The organism is Micromonospora sp. NPDC004551, assembly GCF_040609975.1.
In the GTDB taxonomy this organism is placed as follows: domain Bacteria; phylum Actinomycetota; class Actinomycetes; order Mycobacteriales; family Micromonosporaceae; genus Micromonospora.
Window position 1 is genome coordinate 102,524 of the sequence record NZ_JBEXLM010000017.1, and the last position, 20,004, is coordinate 122,527.

At 72.6% G+C, this 20,004-nt stretch carries 14 protein-coding genes and 1 tRNA gene; 5 read left to right on the forward strand and 10 right to left on the reverse strand.

Going from position 1 to position 20,004, the window contains the following annotated elements:
• Window positions 1-20: 20 nt before the first annotated feature.
• A complete protein-coding gene (locus tag ABZW14_RS20690; RefSeq protein ID WP_355348736.1) occupies window positions 21-1,082 on the reverse strand; it encodes an NAD-dependent epimerase/dehydratase family protein in 1,062 nt (353 codons plus the stop codon).
• Between the two features lie 183 nt (window positions 1,083-1,265).
• Between ABZW14_RS20690 and ABZW14_RS20695 the strand changes: the two genes are divergently transcribed.
• From ABZW14_RS20695 to ABZW14_RS20705, 3 genes are read left to right on the forward strand one after another with little or no spacing between them, the layout of a single operon-like run.
• A complete protein-coding gene (locus ABZW14_RS20695) occupies window positions 1,266-2,585 on the forward strand; it encodes a molybdopterin-dependent oxidoreductase (protein ID WP_355348739.1) in 1,320 nt (439 codons plus the stop codon).
• A complete protein-coding gene (locus ABZW14_RS20700) occupies window positions 2,578-3,060 on the forward strand; it encodes a hypothetical protein (RefSeq protein WP_355348742.1) in 483 nt (160 codons plus the stop codon). Before ABZW14_RS20695 ends, ABZW14_RS20700 begins: the two co-directional genes overlap by 8 nt.
• Window positions 3,061-3,116: 56 nt before the next feature.
• Window positions 3,117-4,928: a glycoside hydrolase family 15 protein gene (locus tag ABZW14_RS20705; protein WP_355348745.1), complete on the forward strand. Its 1,812-nt coding sequence runs from the start codon at window positions 3,117-3,119 to the stop codon at window positions 4,926-4,928.
• Window positions 4,929-4,936: 8 nt separating this feature from the next.
• Here ABZW14_RS20705 and ABZW14_RS20710 read toward each other — a convergent pair whose 3' ends face one another.
• The 6 genes from ABZW14_RS20710 to ABZW14_RS20735 all read right to left on the reverse strand — a co-directional run bounded on the left by ABZW14_RS20710 (window position 4,937) and on the right by ABZW14_RS20735 (window position 12,713).
• Window positions 4,937-5,377 carry a PPC domain-containing DNA-binding protein gene (locus ABZW14_RS20710; RefSeq protein ID WP_355348748.1) on the reverse strand — a complete coding sequence of 147 codons (441 nt, stop codon included), beginning with the start codon at window positions 5,375-5,377 and terminating at the stop codon, window positions 4,937-4,939.
• Between the two features lie 47 nt (window positions 5,378-5,424).
• Window positions 5,425-6,504 carry an enolase C-terminal domain-like protein gene (locus tag ABZW14_RS20715; RefSeq protein WP_355348751.1) on the reverse strand — a complete coding sequence of 360 codons (1,080 nt, stop codon included), beginning with the start codon at window positions 6,502-6,504 and terminating at the stop codon, window positions 5,425-5,427.
• Between the two features lie 5 nt (window positions 6,505-6,509).
• A complete protein-coding gene (locus ABZW14_RS20720) occupies window positions 6,510-9,590 on the reverse strand; it encodes an FAD-linked oxidase C-terminal domain-containing protein (RefSeq protein ID WP_355348753.1) in 3,081 nt (1,026 codons plus the stop codon).
• Window positions 9,587-11,356: a thiamine pyrophosphate-dependent enzyme gene (locus ABZW14_RS20725; protein WP_355348756.1), complete on the reverse strand. Its 1,770-nt coding sequence runs from the start codon at window positions 11,354-11,356 to the stop codon at window positions 9,587-9,589. The genes ABZW14_RS20720 and ABZW14_RS20725 overlap by 4 nt, the downstream gene beginning before the upstream one ends.
• A gap of 120 nt (window positions 11,357-11,476) precedes the next feature.
• A complete protein-coding gene (locus tag ABZW14_RS20730; protein WP_355348759.1) occupies window positions 11,477-11,698 on the reverse strand; it encodes a hypothetical protein in 222 nt (73 codons plus the stop codon).
• Between the two features lie 37 nt (window positions 11,699-11,735).
• Entirely contained in the window at window positions 11,736-12,713 is a 978-nt protein-coding gene (locus tag ABZW14_RS20735; RefSeq protein ID WP_355348762.1) for an MBL fold metallo-hydrolase, read from the reverse strand.
• A 239-nt stretch (window positions 12,714-12,952) separates the two neighbouring features.
• Here ABZW14_RS20735 and ABZW14_RS20740 point away from each other — a divergent pair, with 239 nt between their 5' ends.
• On the forward strand, window positions 12,953-13,927 hold the full coding sequence (locus ABZW14_RS20740) for a helix-turn-helix domain-containing protein (RefSeq protein WP_355348765.1): 975 nt from the start codon (window positions 12,953-12,955) through the stop codon (window positions 13,925-13,927).
• Window positions 13,928-14,036: 109 nt separating this feature from the next.
• On the opposite strand, the gene ABZW14_RS20745 is transcribed toward ABZW14_RS20740, so the two are convergent.
• On the reverse strand, window positions 14,037-17,102 hold the full coding sequence (locus tag ABZW14_RS20745) for a M20/M25/M40 family metallo-hydrolase (protein WP_355348768.1): 3,066 nt from the start codon (window positions 17,100-17,102) through the stop codon (window positions 14,037-14,039).
• 127 nt (window positions 17,103-17,229) lie between these two features.
• On the opposite strand from ABZW14_RS20745, the gene ABZW14_RS20750 reads away from it, so the two are divergent.
• Window positions 17,230-18,636 (forward strand): alpha/beta hydrolase, encoded by a 1,407-nt coding sequence (locus tag ABZW14_RS20750; RefSeq protein ID WP_355348771.1) that lies wholly within the window; start codon window positions 17,230-17,232, stop codon window positions 18,634-18,636.
• 35 nt (window positions 18,637-18,671) lie between these two features.
• Here ABZW14_RS20750 and ABZW14_RS20755 read toward each other — a convergent pair whose 3' ends face one another.
• Both ABZW14_RS20755 and ABZW14_RS20760 read right to left on the reverse strand, forming a co-directional pair.
• Window positions 18,672-19,565 carry a DUF1963 domain-containing protein gene (locus ABZW14_RS20755; protein WP_355348774.1) on the reverse strand — a complete coding sequence of 298 codons (894 nt, stop codon included), beginning with the start codon at window positions 19,563-19,565 and terminating at the stop codon, window positions 18,672-18,674.
• A gap of 227 nt (window positions 19,566-19,792) precedes the next feature.
• Window positions 19,793-19,866: transfer RNA gene (locus ABZW14_RS20760), tRNA-Pro, on the reverse strand.
• Between the last annotated feature and the right edge of the window lie 138 nt (window positions 19,867-20,004).

Sequence of the window (20,004 nt, forward strand, 5' to 3'; positions counted from 1 at the left end):
AACCCCGGCGGCGGGCGGCGTCAGGCGGGCACGGCCGCGGGCTCGCGGAGGGGGTCGGTGGCGAAGGCCGTCACCCCGTCGGCGAAGGAGATCCGGGCGGTGTAGCCGAGCAGGTCGCGGGCCCGGGTGGGGTCGGCCACCACGTGCCGGACGTCGGCCGCCCGGGCGCCGCCGACCACCTCCGGCTCGGGACCGCCCATCGCCCGGGCCAGCGCGGCGGCCAGGTCGCCGACGGTGCGCGGCTCGCCGGAGCAGACGTTCACCGGGACCAGACCGTCCGGGGTGGGCGCGGTCAGGGCCAGCAGGTTGGCCCGGGCGACGTCGGTGACGTGCACGAAGTCGCGGCGCTGGCGGCCGTCCTCGTAGACCCGGGGCGGGCGGCCGTCGGCGAGCGCCGACCGGAACAGCGAGGCGACCCCGGCGTATGGGGTGTCGCGGGGCATCCGGGGCCCGTAGACGTTGTGGTAGCGCAGCGCCCACACCCCGCCCCCGGTCTGCCGGGCCCACGCCGCCGCGTAGTGCTCCTGAGCGAGCTTGCTGGCCGCGTACGTGCTGCGCGGCTCCAGCGGGGCGTCCTCGGGGACCAGGGCCGGGTCGAGGGTGCCGCCGCAGGCCGGACAGGTCGGGTCGTAGCGGCCGGCGGCCAAATCGGCGGCCCGGCGCGGGGCGGGCCGGACCACCCCGTGCCGTCCACAGGTGTAGCGGCCCTCGCCGTAGACCACCATCGAGCTGGCCAGCACCAGCCGCGACACCCCGGCCCGGTGCATGGCCGCGAGCAGCACCGCCGTGCCGTGGTCGTTGTGGCCGGCGTAGTCGGGGGCGTCGGACGGGTCCAGCCCGTGCCCCACCATGGCCGCCTGGTGGCAGACCGCGTCCACCCCCGACAGCAGCCGGTCCAGCAACGCGGCGTCGCGGACGTCGCCGATCACCGGGTCGTGCGGCCGGGACCACTCCGGCAGCGCCCCGCCGTGCGCCTGGGGCAGCAGCGCGTCCAGGCAGACCGGCTCGTGGCCCTCGGCCGCCAGCAGGTCGGCGATCTGCGATCCGATGAAGCCGGCCGCGCCGGTGACCAGTACCCGCATGCGGCCAGGCTAGGGCACCTCCTGCTCCGTTTCGGGCGGTTCCCGGCAGCCGTCAGCGGTCCGTAAGGGTCGGCGGAGGTAAGGGTTCGGTAATGCGGCAAACCGGACCGGCGAGCGGATGCGGCGTCTAGCGTCCTGCTGAAGGGGACCACCGGCCCGGACCACGCGGAACCAGGAGGAGATGTGCCCGCCAGCCAACCGTCACCGGACGACGCGCCGTCGGCCGCGCCGGCAGCCCTGTGGCGCGGGCTGGCCCGGCACCGCCCGCCCGGGGTCGACGCCGTCGACCGCGCCTGGCGCAGCCCGGTCCGCGGGCCCTGGCTGACCTCGGTGCTCGGCGCCGTGCTGCTGGCCACCCTGCCCCTGGTGATCGTGACCGGGCTGCTCGACTGGATCGCCTACGGTCCCCGCCTCGGCCAGGCGTTGCCCCGGGACGTGGGCTGGCTGCACCCGCCGGTGTTCGACTGGCCGACCCGGCCCGCCTGGCTGTTCCGGCTCACCCAGGGTCTGCACGTGACGCTCGGGATCGTGCTCGTGCCGGTGGTGCTGGGCAAGCTCTGGTCGGTGGTGCCCAAACTCTTCGACTGGCCGCCGGCCCGCTCCGGCGCCCAGCTGCTGGAGCGGCTGTCGCTGCTGCTGCTGGTCGGCGGCATCCTCTTCCAGACGGCCACCGGCCTGCTCAACATCCAGTACGCGTACCTGTTCGGCTTCGACTTCTACACCGCCCACTGGTACGGCGCCTGGATCTTCACGGCCGCGCTGGTCACCCATGTGGCGATCAAGCTGCCCCGGCTGGTCGGCGCGCTGCGCGGGCCGGGCTTCGCGCGTACCCCCGTGGAGCGGACCCGGCCGGAGCCGGCGGATCCGGACGGCCTGGTGGCCCGGCGGCCCGGCCCGGCCACGATGAGCCGGCGCGGTGTGCTGGCCGTCGTCGGCGGCGGCGCGCTGCTGCTGGCGGCGCTGACCGTCGGGCAGAGCGTCGACGGGCTGCGCCGCACCGCGCTGCTGCTGCCCCGCGGCCGGCGGTTCGGCGACGGGCCGACCGGCTTCCCGGTCAACCGCAGCGTCGCCGCGGCCGGCGTGACTCCCGAGCAGACCGGGCCGGGCTGGCGGCTCACCCTGCGCGCCGGGGACCGCACGGTCACCCTGGACCGGGCCCGGCTGCTGGCCCTGGCGCAGCACACGGCGGTCCTCCCGATTGCCTGCGTGGAGGGCTGGTCCGCCACGCAGACGTGGACCGGGGTGCGCCTGCGCGACCTGGCCGCCCTGGTCGGGTCGGCCGGTCCGGCCGCCGCCCGGGTCCGGTCGCTGGAGCGCGCCGGCCTGTTCCGCGAGGCCACCCTGCACGGCGGTCAGGTGGCCGACCCGGACGCGCTGCTCGCCCTGCGGGTCAACGGCGTCGACCTGAGCCCCGACCACGGCTACCCGGCGCGGATCATCGTGCCGGCGCTGCCCGGTGTGCACTGCACCAAGTGGGTGGCGGAGATCGCGTTCGATGGCTGAGTTCCGGCGTGCCTACGGCGCCGCGCCCTGGCACCTGCTGCTCCTGGCCGGTTGCTTCGCGGTCACCGGCTGGATCGCGCTGCGGCTGGCGGGTGAGGCGTCGGCCGGCCGGATGCTGCTCTGGTTCCTCGGCGCGGTGATCGCGCACGACCTGGTCCTCTTCCCGGTGTACGCGTCGCTCGACCGGGTGCTGCGTCGTGCCCTCGGCCGGGCCGGCACGCCGTCACCGCTGAACCATGTCCGGCTCCCGGCGCTCGGCGCCGGCCTGCTGTTCCTGGTCTACCTGCCCGGGATCCTCGGGCTCGGCGACGGCACCTACCTGGCGGCGAGCGGCCTGGCGCCCCGGGTCCTGCTCGGCCGGTGGCTGGCGGTCAGTGGCGCGCTGTTCGCCGTGAGCGCGCTGCTGTACGCCGCCCGCCGGCTGGCCCGCCGGGGCCGCCCGGACGAGACTGGAACCCGGACCAGCGGAGATTGAGAGGGCGACCGCCCGACACCACGGTCGCGCTCACCCTCGGCTGAACGGAGGTGCCCGTGCCGCGCCCGATCGAGGACTACGCCCTTCTCGGGAACCTGCACACCGCCGCTCTGGTGGCCCGGGACGGCTCGATCGACTGGCTGTGCCTGCCCCGGTTCGACTCGCCGGCCTGCTTCGCCGCGCTGCTCGCGGACGAGGAGGCGGGGCGCTGGCGGCTGGCCCCGGCGACCGGCGGGCCGGCCACCCGCCGCCGCTACCGCGACGACACCCTGATCCTGGAGACCGAGTGGGACACCCCCGACGGCACCGTACGCGTGGTCGACCTCATGCCGCCGCGCGGCGAGTCGGCCGACCTCGTCCGGGTGGTCGAGGGCCGCTCCGGCCGGGTGCCCATGCGGATGGACCTGCGGCTGCGCTTCGACTACGGCAACATCGTGCCCTGGGTCCGCCGGCACGGCCGCGACCTCAACGCGGTCGCCGGCCCGGACGCCACGTGGTTGCGCACCGACGCCGCGCTGCACGGGCAGGGCCCGTCCACCGTCGCGGAATTCACCGTGGCCGCCGGGGAACGGGTGCCGTTCGTGCTGACCTGGCAGGCCTCCCACCTGCCCCGCCCCACCCCGGTGGACCCGATGCCCGCGCTCGCCGACACCGAGCGGTACTGGCACGACTGGATCGGCCGCTGCGCCTACGACGGGCGCTGGCCGGAAGCCGTCCGCCGGGCGCTGATCACCCTGAAGGCACTCACCTACGCGCCCACCGGCGGCATCCTCGCCGCGGCCACCACCTCCCTGCCCGAGCAGCTCGGCGGCCCCCGCAACTGGGACTACCGCTACTGCTGGCTGCGCGACGCCACCTTCACCCTCCAGGCCCTGCTGGGCACCGGCTACGTCGCCGAGGCCAGGGCCTGGCGGGAATGGCTGCTGCGCGCGGTCGCCGGCGACCCCGCCGACCTCCAGATCATGTACGCCCTCGACGGCACCCGGCGGATCCCCGAGCAGACCCTCGACTGGCTCGACGGCTACGCCGGTTCCCGCCCGGTGCGCATCGGCAACGCCGCCGCCGAACAGTTCCAGCTCGACGTGTGGGGCGAGGTGCTCGACGGGCTCCAGCTCAGCCGCGAGGCCGGCATCGCCGCAACCGAGGAGGCGTGGGACGTGCAACGCGCCCTGCTGGACTTCCTCGAAGGCCACTGGCGCGAGCCCGACAACGGCCTCTGGGAGGTCCGCGGACCGCGCCGGCACTTCGTGCACTCGAAGGTGATGGCCTGGGCCGGCTTCGACCGCGCCGTCACCGCCGTGCGGCGGCACGGCCTGGACGGCCCGGTCGACCGCTGGCGGGCCCACCGCGACCTCGTGCACGCCGAGGTCTGCGCGCGGGGCTTCGACGCCGACCGCAACACGTTCACCCAGTTCTACGGCTCCCGGGGGCTGGACGCCGCGCTGCTGCTGATGCCCCGGGTCGGGTTCCTGCCGTGGAGCGACCCCCGCGTGCTCGGCACCGTCGACGCGATCCGCCGGGAACTCTGTGCCGACGGCTTCCTGCTGCGCTACCGGCCCGAGCACGACGACCACGTCGACGGGCTGCCCGGCGGCGAGGGCGCCTTCCTCGCCTGCACCTTCTGGCTGGTCGACGCCCTGCACAACACCGGCCGCACCGGCGAGGCGGAGGAACTCTTCACCCGGCTGCTCGGCCTGCGCAACGACGTCGGCCTGCTCAGCGAGCAGTACGACCCGGTCGCCGGCCGGCAACTCGGCAACACCCCGCAGGCGTTCAGCCTCGTCGGCCTGGTCAACTCGGCGCGGCAGCTCAGCGGCGCCAGCACCCGCACCTCGGCCAGCCAGTCCGAGCAGCAGACCCACGCCTGACGGCTGATTCAGCTGCCCGAGCCGGAGATCAGAGCCAGGCCGGTCTCGGGGTCGACCGTCTTGGCCAGCTCGGGGGACACCTCCGTGATGATCACCTCAAGCGTGGGCCACACCCGGGCGTGCAGGAGGTGCCCGCCGACCGTGCTGCCGTCGGAGCGGCCGAGGACCGCGTGGACGTGCAGTGACGGCCGGCCGTCCCGGGCGGCCACGTCCCCCACCAGCGACAGCACCTCCACCTGTTCCCGCACCGCGATCGGCCGGTAGTCACGCTGGCGCGGGTCGAACCAACCGACCTCGGCCTCCTCGAAGCCGCCCACGGCGGTCACCCGGCCGGCGCGCAAGCCGTGCCGGTCCAGCGCGTCGCCGATCGCGCTGACCGGCTCCTCGCCCTTGTCGCAGACCACGACCAGCACCCGGCCGGTCGGTTGGTGCAACTCCGCGGTCCTCATCGTTCTCCTCGGTGTCGGGCGACGGCGTCGTCCCGTCGACAGCCGGCTCACGCCACCCGGTACTGCCGCGCGTGGTCGGCCCGGAACCGCATGCCGTTGCCGGGACGGTCCAGCGGCACCCGGACGGCGCCGCCGGTGGCGGGCTGCGCGCCGTCGAAGAGCATCGACTCGATCCGTACGTGGTCGTGGAACCACTCCAGATGCCGCAGGTTGGGCGTGGCGGCGGCGACCGGCAGGTGCTGGTGCGGGGCGCAGTGGGCGGACACCTCCAGGCCGGCCGCCGCGGCCACCGCCGCCACCCGCAGGAACTCGGTGATCCCGCCGCACCGGGTCACGTCGATCTGGAGGCAGTCGACGTACGGGGCCATCCGGTGGAAGTAGACCAGGTCGAAGCCGTACTCCCCCGCCGCCACGTCCGGCGCGACGTGGTCACGGACCAGGCCGAGGCCGGGCAGGTCGTCGGAGCTGACCGGCTCCTCGTACCAGCGCACGTCCAGGTCGGCCGCGGCGTGCGCGACGCGGATCGCCTGCTTGCGCTGGTAGGCGCCGTTGGCGTCGACGTACAGCTCGGCGTCGTCGCCGATGGTGCGCCGGGCGGCGGCCATCCGGGCCAGATCGCGGGGCACCTGCGTGCCGCACGACTCCCCGATCTTGATCTTCACGCGCGGGATGCCCTGCTCGTGCACCCAGCCGGCGAGCTGCCGGTGCTGCTGCTCGTCGTCGTAGGTGGTGAAGCCGCCGCTGCCGTACACCGGCACCTGCCGGCGGGCGGTGCCGAGCAGCCGCGCGAGGGGCAGGCCGTGCCGGCGGGACCGGAGGTCCCAGATCGCGCAGTCCGCGGCGGAGAGCGCCAGCCCGGCCACCCCGGGCCGGCCGGCGTTACGCAGCCGCCGCCGCATGCTCGTCCAGGCCGCCGGCCCGTCGTCCGGATCGAGGTCGGCCACCACCGGGGCGAGCAGGTCCGTCACCACCGGCACGACCGCCGGTGGCCCGTAGGTCCAGCCGATCCCGGTGTGCCCGTCGATCTCGGCCTGGACCAGGACCAGGGTGGTGCTGGTCCAGGCCAGGGTGCCGTCACCCTCCGGGGCGTCGGTGGGGATCCGGTACGCCTCCGCGGTTAGCCGCATCCCGGTCACCGCGACCGCCGGCGCAGGAGCGCCGCCACGGGGACCAGCGCGGCGGCCGCCACCAGACCCGCCGCCGTCCAGCGGGCGATCGCCGACGGCGGGCTCGGCCGCTCGCTCCAGCTCCGTTCGGGGCGGCGGGGAACCGTGGGCCCGTGCAGACCGGCGCGCAGCAGTTCGGCCAGGTGGATGGCCGTGCGACCGTCCGCCGCGCTCTGCTCGACCTGGGTACGGCAGCTGAACCCGTCGGCGAGGATCACGTCGGTGTCGGCGGCCCCCCGGACCGTGGGCAGCAGCACCCGTTCGGCGCACGCCTCGGACACCTCGTAGTGCCCCCGCTCGAAGCCGAAGTTTCCGGCCAGTCCGCAGCACCCGGAGTCGAGGAACTCGGCGTCGACCCCGGCCTCGGACAGGACGGCCTGGTCGGCGGCGGTGCCGAGGATGGCGTGGTGGTGGCAGTGGGTCTGGATCAGGGCGTGCGCGCCGACGCGGGGCGGCCGCCACCCGGGGGTGTGGTCGTGCAGCAGCTCCGCGAGGGTGAGCGTCTGTTCCCGCAGCCGGGCGACGTCGTCGTCGGTGGGGAACAGCTCGTGCGCGTCGCTGCGGAACACCGCCGTGCAGCTGGGTTCCAGCCCGACGACGGGGGTGCCGGCCCGCAGGTACGGGCGCAGCACGTCCACGGTGCGGCGCAGCACCCGCTTGGCGACACCGAGCTGCCCCGTGGAGATCCAGGTGAGCCCGCAGCACACCGGCCGGTCCGGCACCCGTACCCGCCAGCCGGCCGCCTCCAGCACCTCGACCGCCGCCCGGGCGACGCCCGGGTGGAAGCGGTTGGTGAAGGTGTCGGGCCACAGCACCACGTCACCGCGTGCGCCGTCGCCGGCCGGGGTGTGGCGGGCGAACCAGTGCTGGAAGGACGCCCGCGCGAAGACGGGGATGTCGCGGCGCTGGTCGATCCCGCCGATCGTCTTCGCGAGGCGGCCGAGCCCGGGCGCGTGGGCCAGCGCGTTGACCGTGCGGGGCACGCGGGTCGCGGCGGCGGCCACCAGCGGCAGCCAGCCCATCGAGTAGTGGGAGCGGGGACGTAGCCGGCCCGCGTAGTGGTGGGACAGGAACTCGGCCTTGTAGGTGGCCATGTCCACGTTGACCGGGCAGTCCGCCTTGCAGCCCTTGCACGCCAGGCACAGGTCGAGCGCGTCGCGCACCGCGTCGGAACGCCAGCCGTCGCCGATCGGGCCGCCACGGGCGGTCCCGTCGAGCATCTCGAACAACAGGCGGGACCGGCCGCGGGTGGAGTGCTCCTCCTCCCGGGTGACCATGTACGAGGGGCACATCACTCCCCCCTCGTGGCGGCGGCACTTGCCGACCCCCACGCAGCGCAGCACCGCCTCGGAGAAGCTGCCGCCGTCGTTCGGATAGCGGAAAACCGTCGGCGGGTCGCCGTGGTCGTAGTCGACACCGAGGCGCAGGTGGCTGTCCAGCGGGTACGGCGGCATCACCTTGCCTGGGTTCATCCGGTCGTCGGGATCGAAGATGGCCTTGAACTGCCGGAACGCCCCCATCAGCCGGTCGCCGAACATCCTGGGCAGCAGCTCGCCGCGGGCCTGCCCGTCGCCGTGCTCCCCGGAGAACGACCCGCCGTAGGAGGCGACCAGGTCGGCCGCCCGCTCCACGAACGCCCGGAACTGGCGGACCCCGGCGGCGGTCCGCAGCCGGAACGGGATGCGGCTGTGCACGCAGCCCTGCCCGAAGTGCCCGTAGACGGACGCCTTCTCGAAGTCGAACTCCCGGTAGAGCTGGTCGAGGTCGCGCAGGTAGTCGCCGAGCCGGTCCGGGGCGACCGCGGCGTCCTCCCAGCCCGGCCCGCTGTTCTGGTAGTCGGGCACATGTGCGGTGGCGCCCAGCGCCGCGTCGCGCACCTCCCACATCCGCTGTTCGTCGGCCGGATCGGTGAACCGGTGCACCGTGGGCCCGCCGCCGCCGCGTACGTCGGCGACCAGCCGGTCGGCGGCCGCCTCGGCCGCCCCGCGCGTGTCGGCACCGAGCTGGACCATCAGCCAGGCGCCACCGTCGGGCAGCTCGTGCAGCGCCCCCGGGTGCAGGTGCTTGCGCCGCTCGAAGTTGATCAGCTTGTCGTCGATGCCTTCCAGCGCGACCGGATCGTGCGCCAGGACCCGGGGCACGTCGTCCCCGGCGGCGGCGATGTCGGGATAGCTGAGAAAGACGAGGGCGGACGCCTTCACGACGGGGACCAGCCGCAACCGGGCCCGCAGGATGGTGACCAGGGTGCCCTCGGAGCCGACCAGCGCCTGGGCGACGTGGAAGTTCTTCTCCGGCAGCAGGCTGTCCAGGTTGTAGCCGGAGACCCGGCGCGGGATGTCCGGGTACCGGGTGCGGATGTCGGCCAGGTACTCGTCGCGCAGCGCGCGCAGCTCCCGGTAGATCTGCGCCCGGCGTCCGCCGGCGCGCTGGACGCGGGCGTACTCCTCGTCGGTGGTCTCCCCCACCCACATCCGGGTGCCGTCGTAGAGCAGCACCTCCATCTCGACGACGTTGTCGACGGTCTTACCGGTGCGCTGGGCGGTGGCGCCGCAGGAGTTGTTGCCGAGCATCCCGCCGAGGGTGCAGTGGTTGTGGGTGGCCGGGCGGGGGCCGAACTCCAGCCCGGTCGGTTCGAGCTGCGCGTTGAGCTCGTCGAGCACGATCCCCGGCTCCACGAGGCAGGTGCGGTTCGCGACGTCGACCTCGATCAGCCGGCGGCAGTACTTCGACCAGTCCAGCACCACGGCGGTGTTGGTGCACTCGCCGGCCAGGCTGGTGCCGCCGCCGCGCGAGGTGAGCGGCGCGCCGTGCCGGCGGCAGACCGCGACGGCCGACACCGCCGCCTCCACCGTGCGGGGCACCACCACGCCGAGCGGGACCTGCCGGTAGTTGGAGGCGTCCGTGGAGTACGCCGCGCGGGAGCCGTCGTCGAAGCGGACCTCCCCGTCCACCGCGGCGCGCAGGTCGGCGGCGAGCGCCGCCAGGTCGATGTCCGGGGCCGGTCCGGGCGGTCGCACGACCGGCTCGGGGAGCAGGACCCGCCTCATGACCGCAGTTCGTTGATCTTGTCGCGGGCGACCGTGGCCAGGGTCGCCATCTTGTTCGGCTGGCCGCGCAGGAACGCCTCGGTGAAGTGCTTGGCCTGGTCGTACCGGACCTTGCCGGGCATCGGTGGCTCGTTCGGGTTGACGTCGCAGTCGACCAGCGCCGGACCGGGATGCGCCAGCGCCTCGCGAACCGCGCCGGGCAGATCCTTCGGGTCCGTGATCTTCGCCCCGTAGGCGCCGCAGGCACGTGCCCAGGCCGCGAAGTCCGCCTCCGGCTGCCGGTGGCGTACCGCGTACTCCGGATAGCCGAGGACGATCTGCTCCCAGAGGATCTGCCCGTACGAGTTGTTGTTGTTGATGATCACCTTGATCGGCAGCTCGTGCCGCACCGCGGTGAGGAACTCGGCCATCAGCATGGCGAACCCGCCGTCACCGACGAAGGCGATCACCTGCCGCCCCGGGTACGCGTGCTGCATGGCGATCGCGTACGGCAGGCCCGGCGCCATCGTGGCGAGGTTGCCCGACAGGTAGAACTCCCGCCCGCCGCGGATCGTCCAGTGCCGCGCCGACCAGGTGGCGATGGTGCCGGAGTCACAGGTGAGGATGGCATCCGAGGTGGCCGCCGCGTCGACGCAGCTCATCAGGTACTGCGGCGCGATCGGGGACCGCTCCGGGTCCTCCAGGCCGGCCATGTCCGCGCGCCAGGCGTCCCGCTCCCGCTGGTAGCGGGTCAGGAAGGAACGGTCGTCACGGCGCCGCAGCAGCGGCAGGAGCTGCCCGAGCGCGACCTTGGCGTCCGCGGTGACCGCGGCGTCCACCGGCAGGCGCAGACCGAGCAGGCTGGCGTCGATGTCGATCTGCACCACCCGGGCCTGCCCCGGCGACGGCAGGTACTTCCCGTACGGGAAGGAGGTGCCGACCATCAGCAGCGTGTCGCACTGCTCCATCAGCTCTTCGCTCGGCCGGGTGCCGAGCAGGCCGAGACCGCCCGTGGTGAGCGGATGGTCGTCGGGCACGACCATCTTGCCGGGCAGCGTCTTGACGATGGGGCTGCCCAGCGCCTCCGCCACCGCCAGGACCTCGTCACGGGCGTGCCGGGCGCCCACGCCGACCAGCATGGCGACCCTGGACCCGGCGTTGAGCACCTCCGCCGCTCGGGCCAGGTCGGCCTGTTCGGCCGGCACGGCCGGCTGCGACACGACGGGGCTGCTCCGCGGGGGCTCACCCGGGCTGACGTGCCGGTACGGGTCCTCCCCGGCGGCGGCGACCTGCACGTCGTTGGGAAAGCTCAGGTGGGCCACGCTGCGCCGGCCCAGGGCGTGCCGGATCGCGATGTCCAGCACCCCGGGCATCTGCTGCGGGTTGGTGACCATCAGGTTGTAGGCGTCCGCGACGTCCTGGTAGAGCAGCGGCGTGTGCACCTCCTGCTGGTAGTGCGAGCCGAGCACGGAGGTCTCCTGCATGCCGGTGATCGCGAGCACCGGCACGTGGTCGAGCTTGGCGTCGTACAGGCCGTTGAGCAGGTGAATGGCGCCCGGCCCGGAGGTCGCGGCGCACACGCCGAGCCGCCCGGTGGCCTTGGCGTAGCCGGTGGCCATGAAGGCCGCCGCCTCCTCGTGGTGCACCAGCACGAAGGTCAGCTTCTCCCGCTGCCGGCGGAAGCCCTCCATCAGGCCGTTGATGCCGTCGCCGGGCAGGCCGAACACGGTGTCGACGCCCCACTCCACGAGTCGCCGGGCCAGGCTCTCGCCCACGATCTCCTGCATGGTCAACCTCCTCATCGCCGGGGGTGCCGGCGGCTACCCGGTTGACCGGACACCAAACCCACCGGTCGGGCACTCCCCGCGACCGGCGGGAACGGGGCGGGCCGCCCGCGCTGGTCCGGATCAGAACCGGCGGCGCGCCAGGAGGTAGCCGAGGAGCAGACCGCCGCCCAGCAGCAGCACCGACCGGGGCGTCACGGCCGCACGGAGCCTGCCGAGTCCCGCCCGCGGGTCGACCACGGCACCGGCGATGTCGCCCACCGCCCCCACCGCCGTGTCACCGAGCTTGCCCATGTTCACCTCACCACCACCCTTCGCCGACCGACGCAGCGCGGTACCCGTCACGTCGGCGCACAAACGGCGCGCTCGTTCCCCGGTCGTCTCAGCCGACGTCGGTCCAGGGCCGGGTCAGGTGGGCGGTCGCCAGCACGGCGCCGCGGGCGCGCGCCTCGGCCAGCAACCACTCGCGGCTGCGGCGGGCCGCCTCCGGATCCGCCTCGAACCGGTAACCCACCCCGGGGTCGGCCAGCTGCACCGCGTGCACCAGGACGTCCCCGGTGACGATGACCTGAGCCCCGCACCCGTCCACGACCACCGACTGGTGACCCGGGGTGTGACCCGGCGTCGGCACCACACCAATCCAGCCGCCGGCCCCCCGGCCCACGGTGGCCAGGCGGGCGGCCCCGTCGACCTCGTCGAGCTGACCGGTCGCGCGCAGCGGGTCGACCACGTAGGTCAGGGCGTCCTCCCCGGCGGCCAGGGCCGCCACCTCCCGCCGCTGCACCACGTACCGCGCGTTGGGGAACAGGGGCGTCCCGTCCGGCCCGACCGACCAGCCGAAGTGGTCCTCGTGCAGGTGGGTCAGGACCACGGTGTCGACGTCCTCCGGGGCGATGCCGGCGAGGTCGAGTTCGGCGGGCAGCCGGCCCGGCACCGGCGCCCAGGCCGAGGCCGGACTGCCCACGGGGCCGACTCCGGCGTCGACCAGCGTCAGCCGGTCCCGTGGCCCGCGGACGGCGAAGCAGCGGAAGTCCAGCTGCCACGTCTCCCCCGGCCCGAACGCGCCCGGGTCGATGGTCCGCGCCCGCTGCCAGTCCTGCGGCGTCGCCTCGGGAAACGCCTCCTGCCGGCCGACGAAGAACGGCCCCGACGCGTCGAGCAGGGGCGTCACCTCGAACGGGCCGACCGGCCGGGACCCCGCCCGCCGCCCGGCCCGGCGCACCGCGCCGGGCCCGTTCGCCGCACGGCCCGCGTCCGCCGCGCTCGCCGGGCCGGCGACACTCAACGAACCGGCGACCGTCACGGCCGTCGCGGCGAGCAGGAACCTTCTGCGCCCGAACTCCGCGGCTGTCTCATCCATCGTCGGCTGCCTCTCCTCGCAGGGGTACGCCGGAGACCGGTCCGTTCCGGCGGATTCGGCGAGGACGCTAGAGCGGTTTCCGGTCCGCGCGCCCCGCGCGGCACAGCACTGACCTGATCCTGTCGACGGCTGTCCAGACTGCACCGCCGGCGCGGACGGACCCGTTCCTAGGATGGGGTCCGGCGATGCACCGGGCGCCGACCGGCGGGCCGCGCGGCGAACGAGGCGGGAGGTCTGCGATGCCGATCGAGGGGCCGCGCGTGGCGATGCTGGCCTACCCGGGCGCGGGCAGCTTCGACTACGTCACGGTCAACGAGATCTTCGGTGTCGACTACTCGTACCGGTTCGGATCCTGGTACCGGACCCGGACCTGCGCCGTCGAGGCGGGGCAGATCGAACTGGACGGCGGTGTCACCGTGTCCGCCCCGTACGGGCTGGCCGAGGCCCAAGCCGCCGACCTGCTCGTCGTACCAGGCTGGACGAGGGAACACGAGCTGCCGCCCCGGCCGCTGCTGGACACCCTGCGGCGGGCGCACCGGCGCGGGGCGCGCATCATGTCGATCTGCACGGGTGCGTTCATCCTCGGCCACGCCGGCCTCCTCGACCACCGCCGGGTCACCACCCATTGGGCGACCGCGCCGCTGCTGGCCGAACTCTTCCCCGCCGCCACCGTGGACCCGCGGGCGCTGTTCATCGACGACCGCGGCGTCCTCACCGCCGCCGGCATGTCCGCCGGCATGGACCTCGCCCTGCACGTGGTACGCGGAGACTACGGCGCGGACGCTGCCGCCGCGCTCGCCCGCAGGCTGGTGCTCGCCGGCTACCGCAGCGGCGGCCAGGCCCAGTTCGTCGACTCGCCGCTCAGCCCCGAACCCGGCGACCCGCTACCCGAACTGCTGGACTGGATGCGCGGCCACCTGGACCAGCCGCTGTCGCTGCGAACACTGGGCGAACGGGTGCACATGAGTCCCCGGACGCTGGCCCGTCACTTCCACCGCCTCACCGGGATGAGCCCGCACCAGTGGCTCACCCGGGAGCGGGTGCTCGCCGCCCAGCGCATGCTGGAGGCCGGCGACGAACCGATCGGCCGGATCGCCGTGCGGACCGGGATCGGCTCGACCGCCAACCTGCGGCACACCTTCCGGCGGGAACTCGGCATCTCACCCCAGGCGTACCGGGCCCGGTTCCGCGCCCGGCGGACGGCGGACCGGTAGAGACCAGGAAAGCCCATCCGTCCGGACGGCCCTGGCGGACAACGGAGTGGAGCCATCACCCACGGCGATGGCTCCACTCCCTGTCAATGTGCTGCGCGGTTCACACGTGTCACACGATGGCGATCGACCGCACCTGCGTGTTGCCCTTGGTGTCGACGAACACCCGGTAATCGCCGACGGTGTAGGTGCCGGCAGCGTTGTTGTCGATCGTGAACGTCGCCGTCACCGGAGACTCGCTCCCGTCGACGTGAGTCTGCGTCACCGTGATGGTCAACTCGTTCGTGTCGCCCTTCAGCTTCTTCACCACCGCCGACGGCTTCGCGTCGACGACCGCGTTGGCGACCGTCACGTAGACCGCGTCGGGCGAGGAGAACTCCGCGTTCTTCTGCCCGTCACCGAACACGAAGAAGCCCCGCTGCTCGACGACCCCGCGCCCCGGGAACGGATCCGGGTTCGAGGCCAGGTACGTCGGGTTCACCTTGTACAGGTCCGTCTTGGAATCCGCGAGCTTGGCCTGCACCCCGGTGTACGGAGCATCGGTGATCGCGAGGTTGACCGACAGGTAGATGGCGTTGGGGTTGTTGGCCGAGATGCGCGAGGAGAAGAACTTGTCCGCACTCTGCCCCGCGGGAACGGCCAGCGGCACCACCTTGTCGCCGACGAGGATGTTGAACTGGAAGTCGCCGTAGCCGCCAGCCAGGAACTTCGCCCAGGCCGCGTCCGACATGTGGTCGGGGCGCTCCACCTTGAACTCCAGACGCATCGGCGCCACGTACGTGGAATTCAGGTACTCGGGGTCGGTCAGGGGCAGGTAGACCCCTCCCGGCGCGTGCCCCAGTTCGAAAGCCGATGCGGTCGGCGTCGAGTTGCCGCGCCCGTTCCACATCGGGATGTTGAACGAGGTGGCGCCGAGCAGGGCCTGGTTGCCCAACTGGCTCGTGCCGACGGCGGCCGACGCGTCCTTGTAGGTTCCGATCGTGACGTCGAGCAGGTCGAGGTCCGCCCGGTCGGCGTTCAGCCCCGGCATGTCCGCCCACATGAACTTGGCACCGGCGGGCCCGGAGTAGCGGGCCATCTCCAGCATGCCATCGGCCATGATCTTGGTCATCTGCACTGCCGAGTCGACCTTCATCCGCTCGTTGGCCGTGTGCCACCAGCGCTCGTTACCCGGGATGACGGCGCCGAACGCGGTCATCTTGTTGCGGAAGCTGCTGGCCAGGGTGCCACCGGTCGTGCCCTGCGGATAGACCACGTCCCGCAGGGAATACGGGTCCGCGAACTCCTTCGGGTCGCGGTCGACCGAGGCCTGGTAGCTCCCGAACTGGAGAGCCGTCAGCGGGTTGTCGTGAGTGACGTACAACCCGGCGCCGACGGGCGAACCGAGGGTGCCGATGGTGAACCCCTTCGACTGGAAGGCGGCCGTGACCGCCGCCGTCGCCTGGCCGGAGTCAGCCGCCGTGACGTGCATGCTGCGCACGTACATCGGGATGCTGAGGCTGCCGGTGGCGTCCGTGTAGAAGCTCGTCGGGGTCTCGGAGTTGATGCCGCCCATGAGGGCGAAGGTCAGGTTCGGCGTGCCGTTGCTCGGGTTGCGCAACAGGCCCGCCGGGATGCCCATGTACTTGCCGATGTAGGCCTCGCCCTCGACACCGTCGCGGAAGAACAGGTCGGCGATGCCGTCGGCGGCCTTCTTCAACTGCATGTCGGCGGCCGTGCTTCCCAATTCCCCGAGCCCCTTGGAGAGGAGGAACATCCCCCACACGACGGCGTTCTTGCCGTACTGCGGGGTCGGCATCTCCATCGCCACATCGGTGTTGATCTCCAGCGTGAGCGAGTCGCCGGTGATCGTGGTCTGCACCTTGGGCGTCGTGCGGGGAGCAGCCGGGAGCCAACCCTTCGTGGTCGCCGCAGCGGTGATCGCCGACACGAAGCGCTCGCGCTCGGCCGAGCCGGCCCCCGCCACGTCGAGGGTGAAGATGGCCCGCGAGGCGATCTGCGTGGTGCTGCCGTACGCGATGTCCTTGAGCGTCGGGTCGCCTTCGCGCAGGGTGACGCCGGCCGTGGCAGCCGTCAGCCGGAAGGCCTTGGTGCTGTCGGCGGACAAGCTCATCGACACCGACGGGGTCACCGATCCGGAGTTGCCGACGATGACCGGGAACCGCGAGTCGGAGGTGTAGGCCGCGATCGGGATCTCTTCCCGGTTGAGGTTCTTGTAGGCCCAGTTGTCGTAGAAGCTCGGGTTCGAGTTGTACGGGATGGACTGGAAGGTGGCCGTGTTCGTCGTCGACGGCGTGCCGGGACCGCCGTCCTCGTAGATTCCCATGACGATGCGGATGCGCCGGTCGAGGGGCAACCCCGCCTCCAGCAGCGCCTTGGCCGCGAGCAGCGTCGCCAGCGTCGGGCCGCTGTCATCCTGCAGGCCCGCCCCGTAGACCCAGCCGTCCTTGACATAGGGCGAGTGGTAGGCACCGGGAGTGCCGAGATTGCCGTCGGCGTCCCGCCAGCGCGCCAACTGGGCCGGCGAGACGGAAGCCGTCGGCGAGTCGAGGTGGCTCAACGCCATGACCATTTCCGGGGCGTCCGGATCACCGATCTCCGCGTAGACGTACTTGTCGGGTTGGCGCTGGACCACCACCGGGAAACCCAGGCTGGTGGCCAGCTTGACCACCCACGCGAGCTTGGCGACCTTGCGGTCGTACTCGTTCTGGTTGGCTTCGGTGTTGCTGACCGGGAAGGGATACGCCGTCGCGGCCGTGCCGCCGCGGGAGATGGAGTCGTAGCTCGACCCGTCCAGCATCGCCCCGACCAGGCTGAGCGGGTCGTAGGTGCCGTCCCCCGCCCGCGCGCTGCTCACGCGGCCGGCCAGCGCCTCGACTTCCGCGTGGATCGCGTCGCGCTCGGCGTCGGTCACCGACAGGTCGTAGGTGACACTCGGCTGGAAACGCTCCTCGCCGAGGCTGGCCGCGGACGCGTGGGGCGTGGGCGCAACACTCGCCGCGAGGGTCGCGGCGAGCAGGACGGAGAAGGTTGTCGTCCGTCTGTTTCTCATAGAAGCTCCAGAACAGGGGGGATGACGCGGTGGCGACAGCACACGCCAGCCGCGCCGCCAGCGGCCGCCGGGGCAGGATTTCTTGAGGATGATCTGAGATTCGGCCGGTGCCGTCAGCTCGGCCACTGCCGGCAGCGGGCCGCGGGGCCCGGACCCAGGGAAAACCTCAGGGTCTCATCCGGGTGTTCGCCCATAGGGCTCGGGCGAGGTGCCGATCGAGGATGGATGGGACGTCCAGACCCCGGGAGGCACCTTGTCCAGTCGAACCTTGGCCGTAGCTGCCGCCGTGCTCACCCTCCTCACCGGATCGCCCACACCGGCACGCGCTGACCCCACGCCACCGGGTCTTGCGTGGGGCGAATGCCCCGATGACCTGCCGAACGTCCCGCTCGAACCGGGCGTGCAGTGCGCCCGGCTTCGCCTGCCGGTGGACTGGGCACGGCCGCACGGCCCAACGTTCGAGCTCGCCGTGGCACGCCGAACGGCGCGCGTGCCGGACCGGCGGGTGGGCACGCTGGTGTTCGGGCCGGGCGGCCCGGGGGACTCCGGGGTGGAACGCATCCGCAGGGGGGACCGGTTCAGCGACGAGTTGCTGGACCGGTTCGACCTGATCAGCTTCGACCCGCGGACCGTGGCCCGCACCGCCGCGCCGGCCTGCACGCCGGATCCGGCCCTGCGCAAGCCGCCGATCCCGCTGACCAGCCAGGCCGACTTCGACGCCGCGGTGGAGTACAACCGGGCGCTGTGGGAACGGTGCCGTCCGACCAGCCCCGTCTTCGACCACGCCGACACACTCAGCACCGTGCACGACCTGGACGCGCTGCGGCGTGCGCTGGGAGAACAGCGGCTGACCTTCCACGGCAGCTCGTACGGCACGCTGCTGGGCCAGCAGTACGCCGAGCAGTACCCCGGCCGGGTGCGGGCCGTCGTGCTGGAGGGCGTGTTCGACCACAGCCTCGGCGTGCGAGCCTTCGTGCAGACCCAGGCGGCCGCTCTGCAGGACGCGTTCGACGAGTTCGCGTCCTGGTGCGACAGATCAACCGATTGTGTGCTTCGCGGCCGGGACGTGCGGTCGGTCTGGGCCGAGGTGCTGGCCCGCGCGGACCATGGCGAGTACGCCCCCCGTACCGCCTTCGACGTCACCGCCGTGGCCCTGGGCATGCTTGCCGGCCCGCGCTGGCCGCAGCTGGCTGCGGCCGTCCGGGACATGGATGCCGGCATTCCACCCAGCGAGGTTAATCTTCCGATTGCCGTCGCAGCCTTCTGCGCGGACTGGCCGGCCACGGTGCGCGACTACGACGAGTATGCCGGTCTGGTCCGGGAGGCTGCAGCCGTCGCGCCGGACGTCCGGTACGGCGCCGGGCTGCTGGCAGTGCAGACCTGCCTCGGCTGGCCGTCCCCGGTCCGCAATCCGCCGCACGACCTGCACGTGCACACCCGCACGCCGCTGCTGCTGGTCAACGCCCGACACGACCCCCGCACCGGCTACGCCTGGGCCACCAACGTCGCCCGGCAACTGGGCCGACACGGGCGCCTGGTCACCTACGAGGGCTGGGGCCACGGCACGTACCTGCGCAACGATTGCACAATCGCCGCGGTGGACCGGTACCTCGTCGACGTGGCGCTGCCCACCCCCGGCGCCAGATGCCCGGCGGGCTGAACCTGCACATCACGTAGAGGTGCGTCGAAACCTGGTCATGGGGCCTCGAAACTGGTCACCGCCAGCGCCTTGTCCAGCTGAGCGGCGGCCAAGTCGTCATGGCGGATCACAAAACTCGTGCGGTAGACCTCGTACTCCGGGAGTTCGCTGGCGAGCGATATCCATTCGCTCGTCAGCCGGTGCTCTTCCTCCTCCAGGTGGGAATCCCATTTCGCGATCGGGATGGGGGGGATCTCTCCCGCCTTCTCGCGTCCCGCGAGGGTCTGCTCCGCGATGCTGTGGATCACCTTGGCATCGGCGTACCCGCCGATGACGACGCCGGCGCCCGACGGCCAGAGGTCGTAGGCCAGAGCCCGAAGTTCGGCCAGGTGCGGCAGGTCGCGCTCCATGTACCGGACCAACTGCTGCTGGAAGGGCGACATGTCCTCCCAATCGAGATCCTCCCAGTACTCGTGCCAGTCCTCGTCCTCGTCGCCCTCCCGAAGCCAGAGGGGCAGCTCGGCGATCAGTCTGGAGCTGACGTCGAGCTGCTCGCGGACACACACGGAGCTGGGGGCTTCCGCGACCGCGGTTTCAGTGCCGCCGGGTACATACACGACTCGCGCATACCTCCCGGAACCGTCCCCGTGGTCCATCTCCTGGTTCACGAAGAAGAGCAGCGTCCCGTCGGCCGGCAGATCGAAGCCGTCGACTCTCGGCAGTGCCCCACAATCGACGGAGAAGAGCAACGGCAACGGACTGTCCCCGGCGGACGGCCACTTCATGCCCACCGGCAGCTGGGGCAGCCCACCGAATTGCCCGACCGGAGAACCACCGCCACCCGCGTACAACCCGATCGACAGACGAAGGTGCTGGCTGAATCTGCTGACCTCGTCGTCCGGGATGCCCAGCTCAAGCGCTGCCCGACGAAACTCCCCCCGATGATCCATGCCCAAGAAGATAGACCGTTCCAACCCGCGCTCGAGGCGCCTGGGGTCCTTCGGTTTGATCGCCGGACATCGTCACTGAAAGTGCCTGACGCGACCCCCGCTGGCGCGAGGTTCCTCGGCATCCCGACATCCAGCGGCACGAACGTACGTGATGAATTGTGAGACGGAACAGCAAGAAGGCCTCGACCCGCCGAAGCGGATCAAGGCCCTGGCCAGCTGTTTTACTGTCGGGACGGCCGGATTCGAACCGACGACCCCTTGACCCCCAGTCAAGTGCGCTACCAAACTGCGCCACGTCCCGATGCCCCCGCGCGTGTTCCCCGCGGCAGCCGGTACAGCTTAGCGCAAGATCCTTCCACCCGCGCACAGGCCCCACCGGGTGCGCCGGCCACTCCCCCTAGAGCGTCCTAGGAAAGAAGCCGCCGGGGACAGGTCCCCG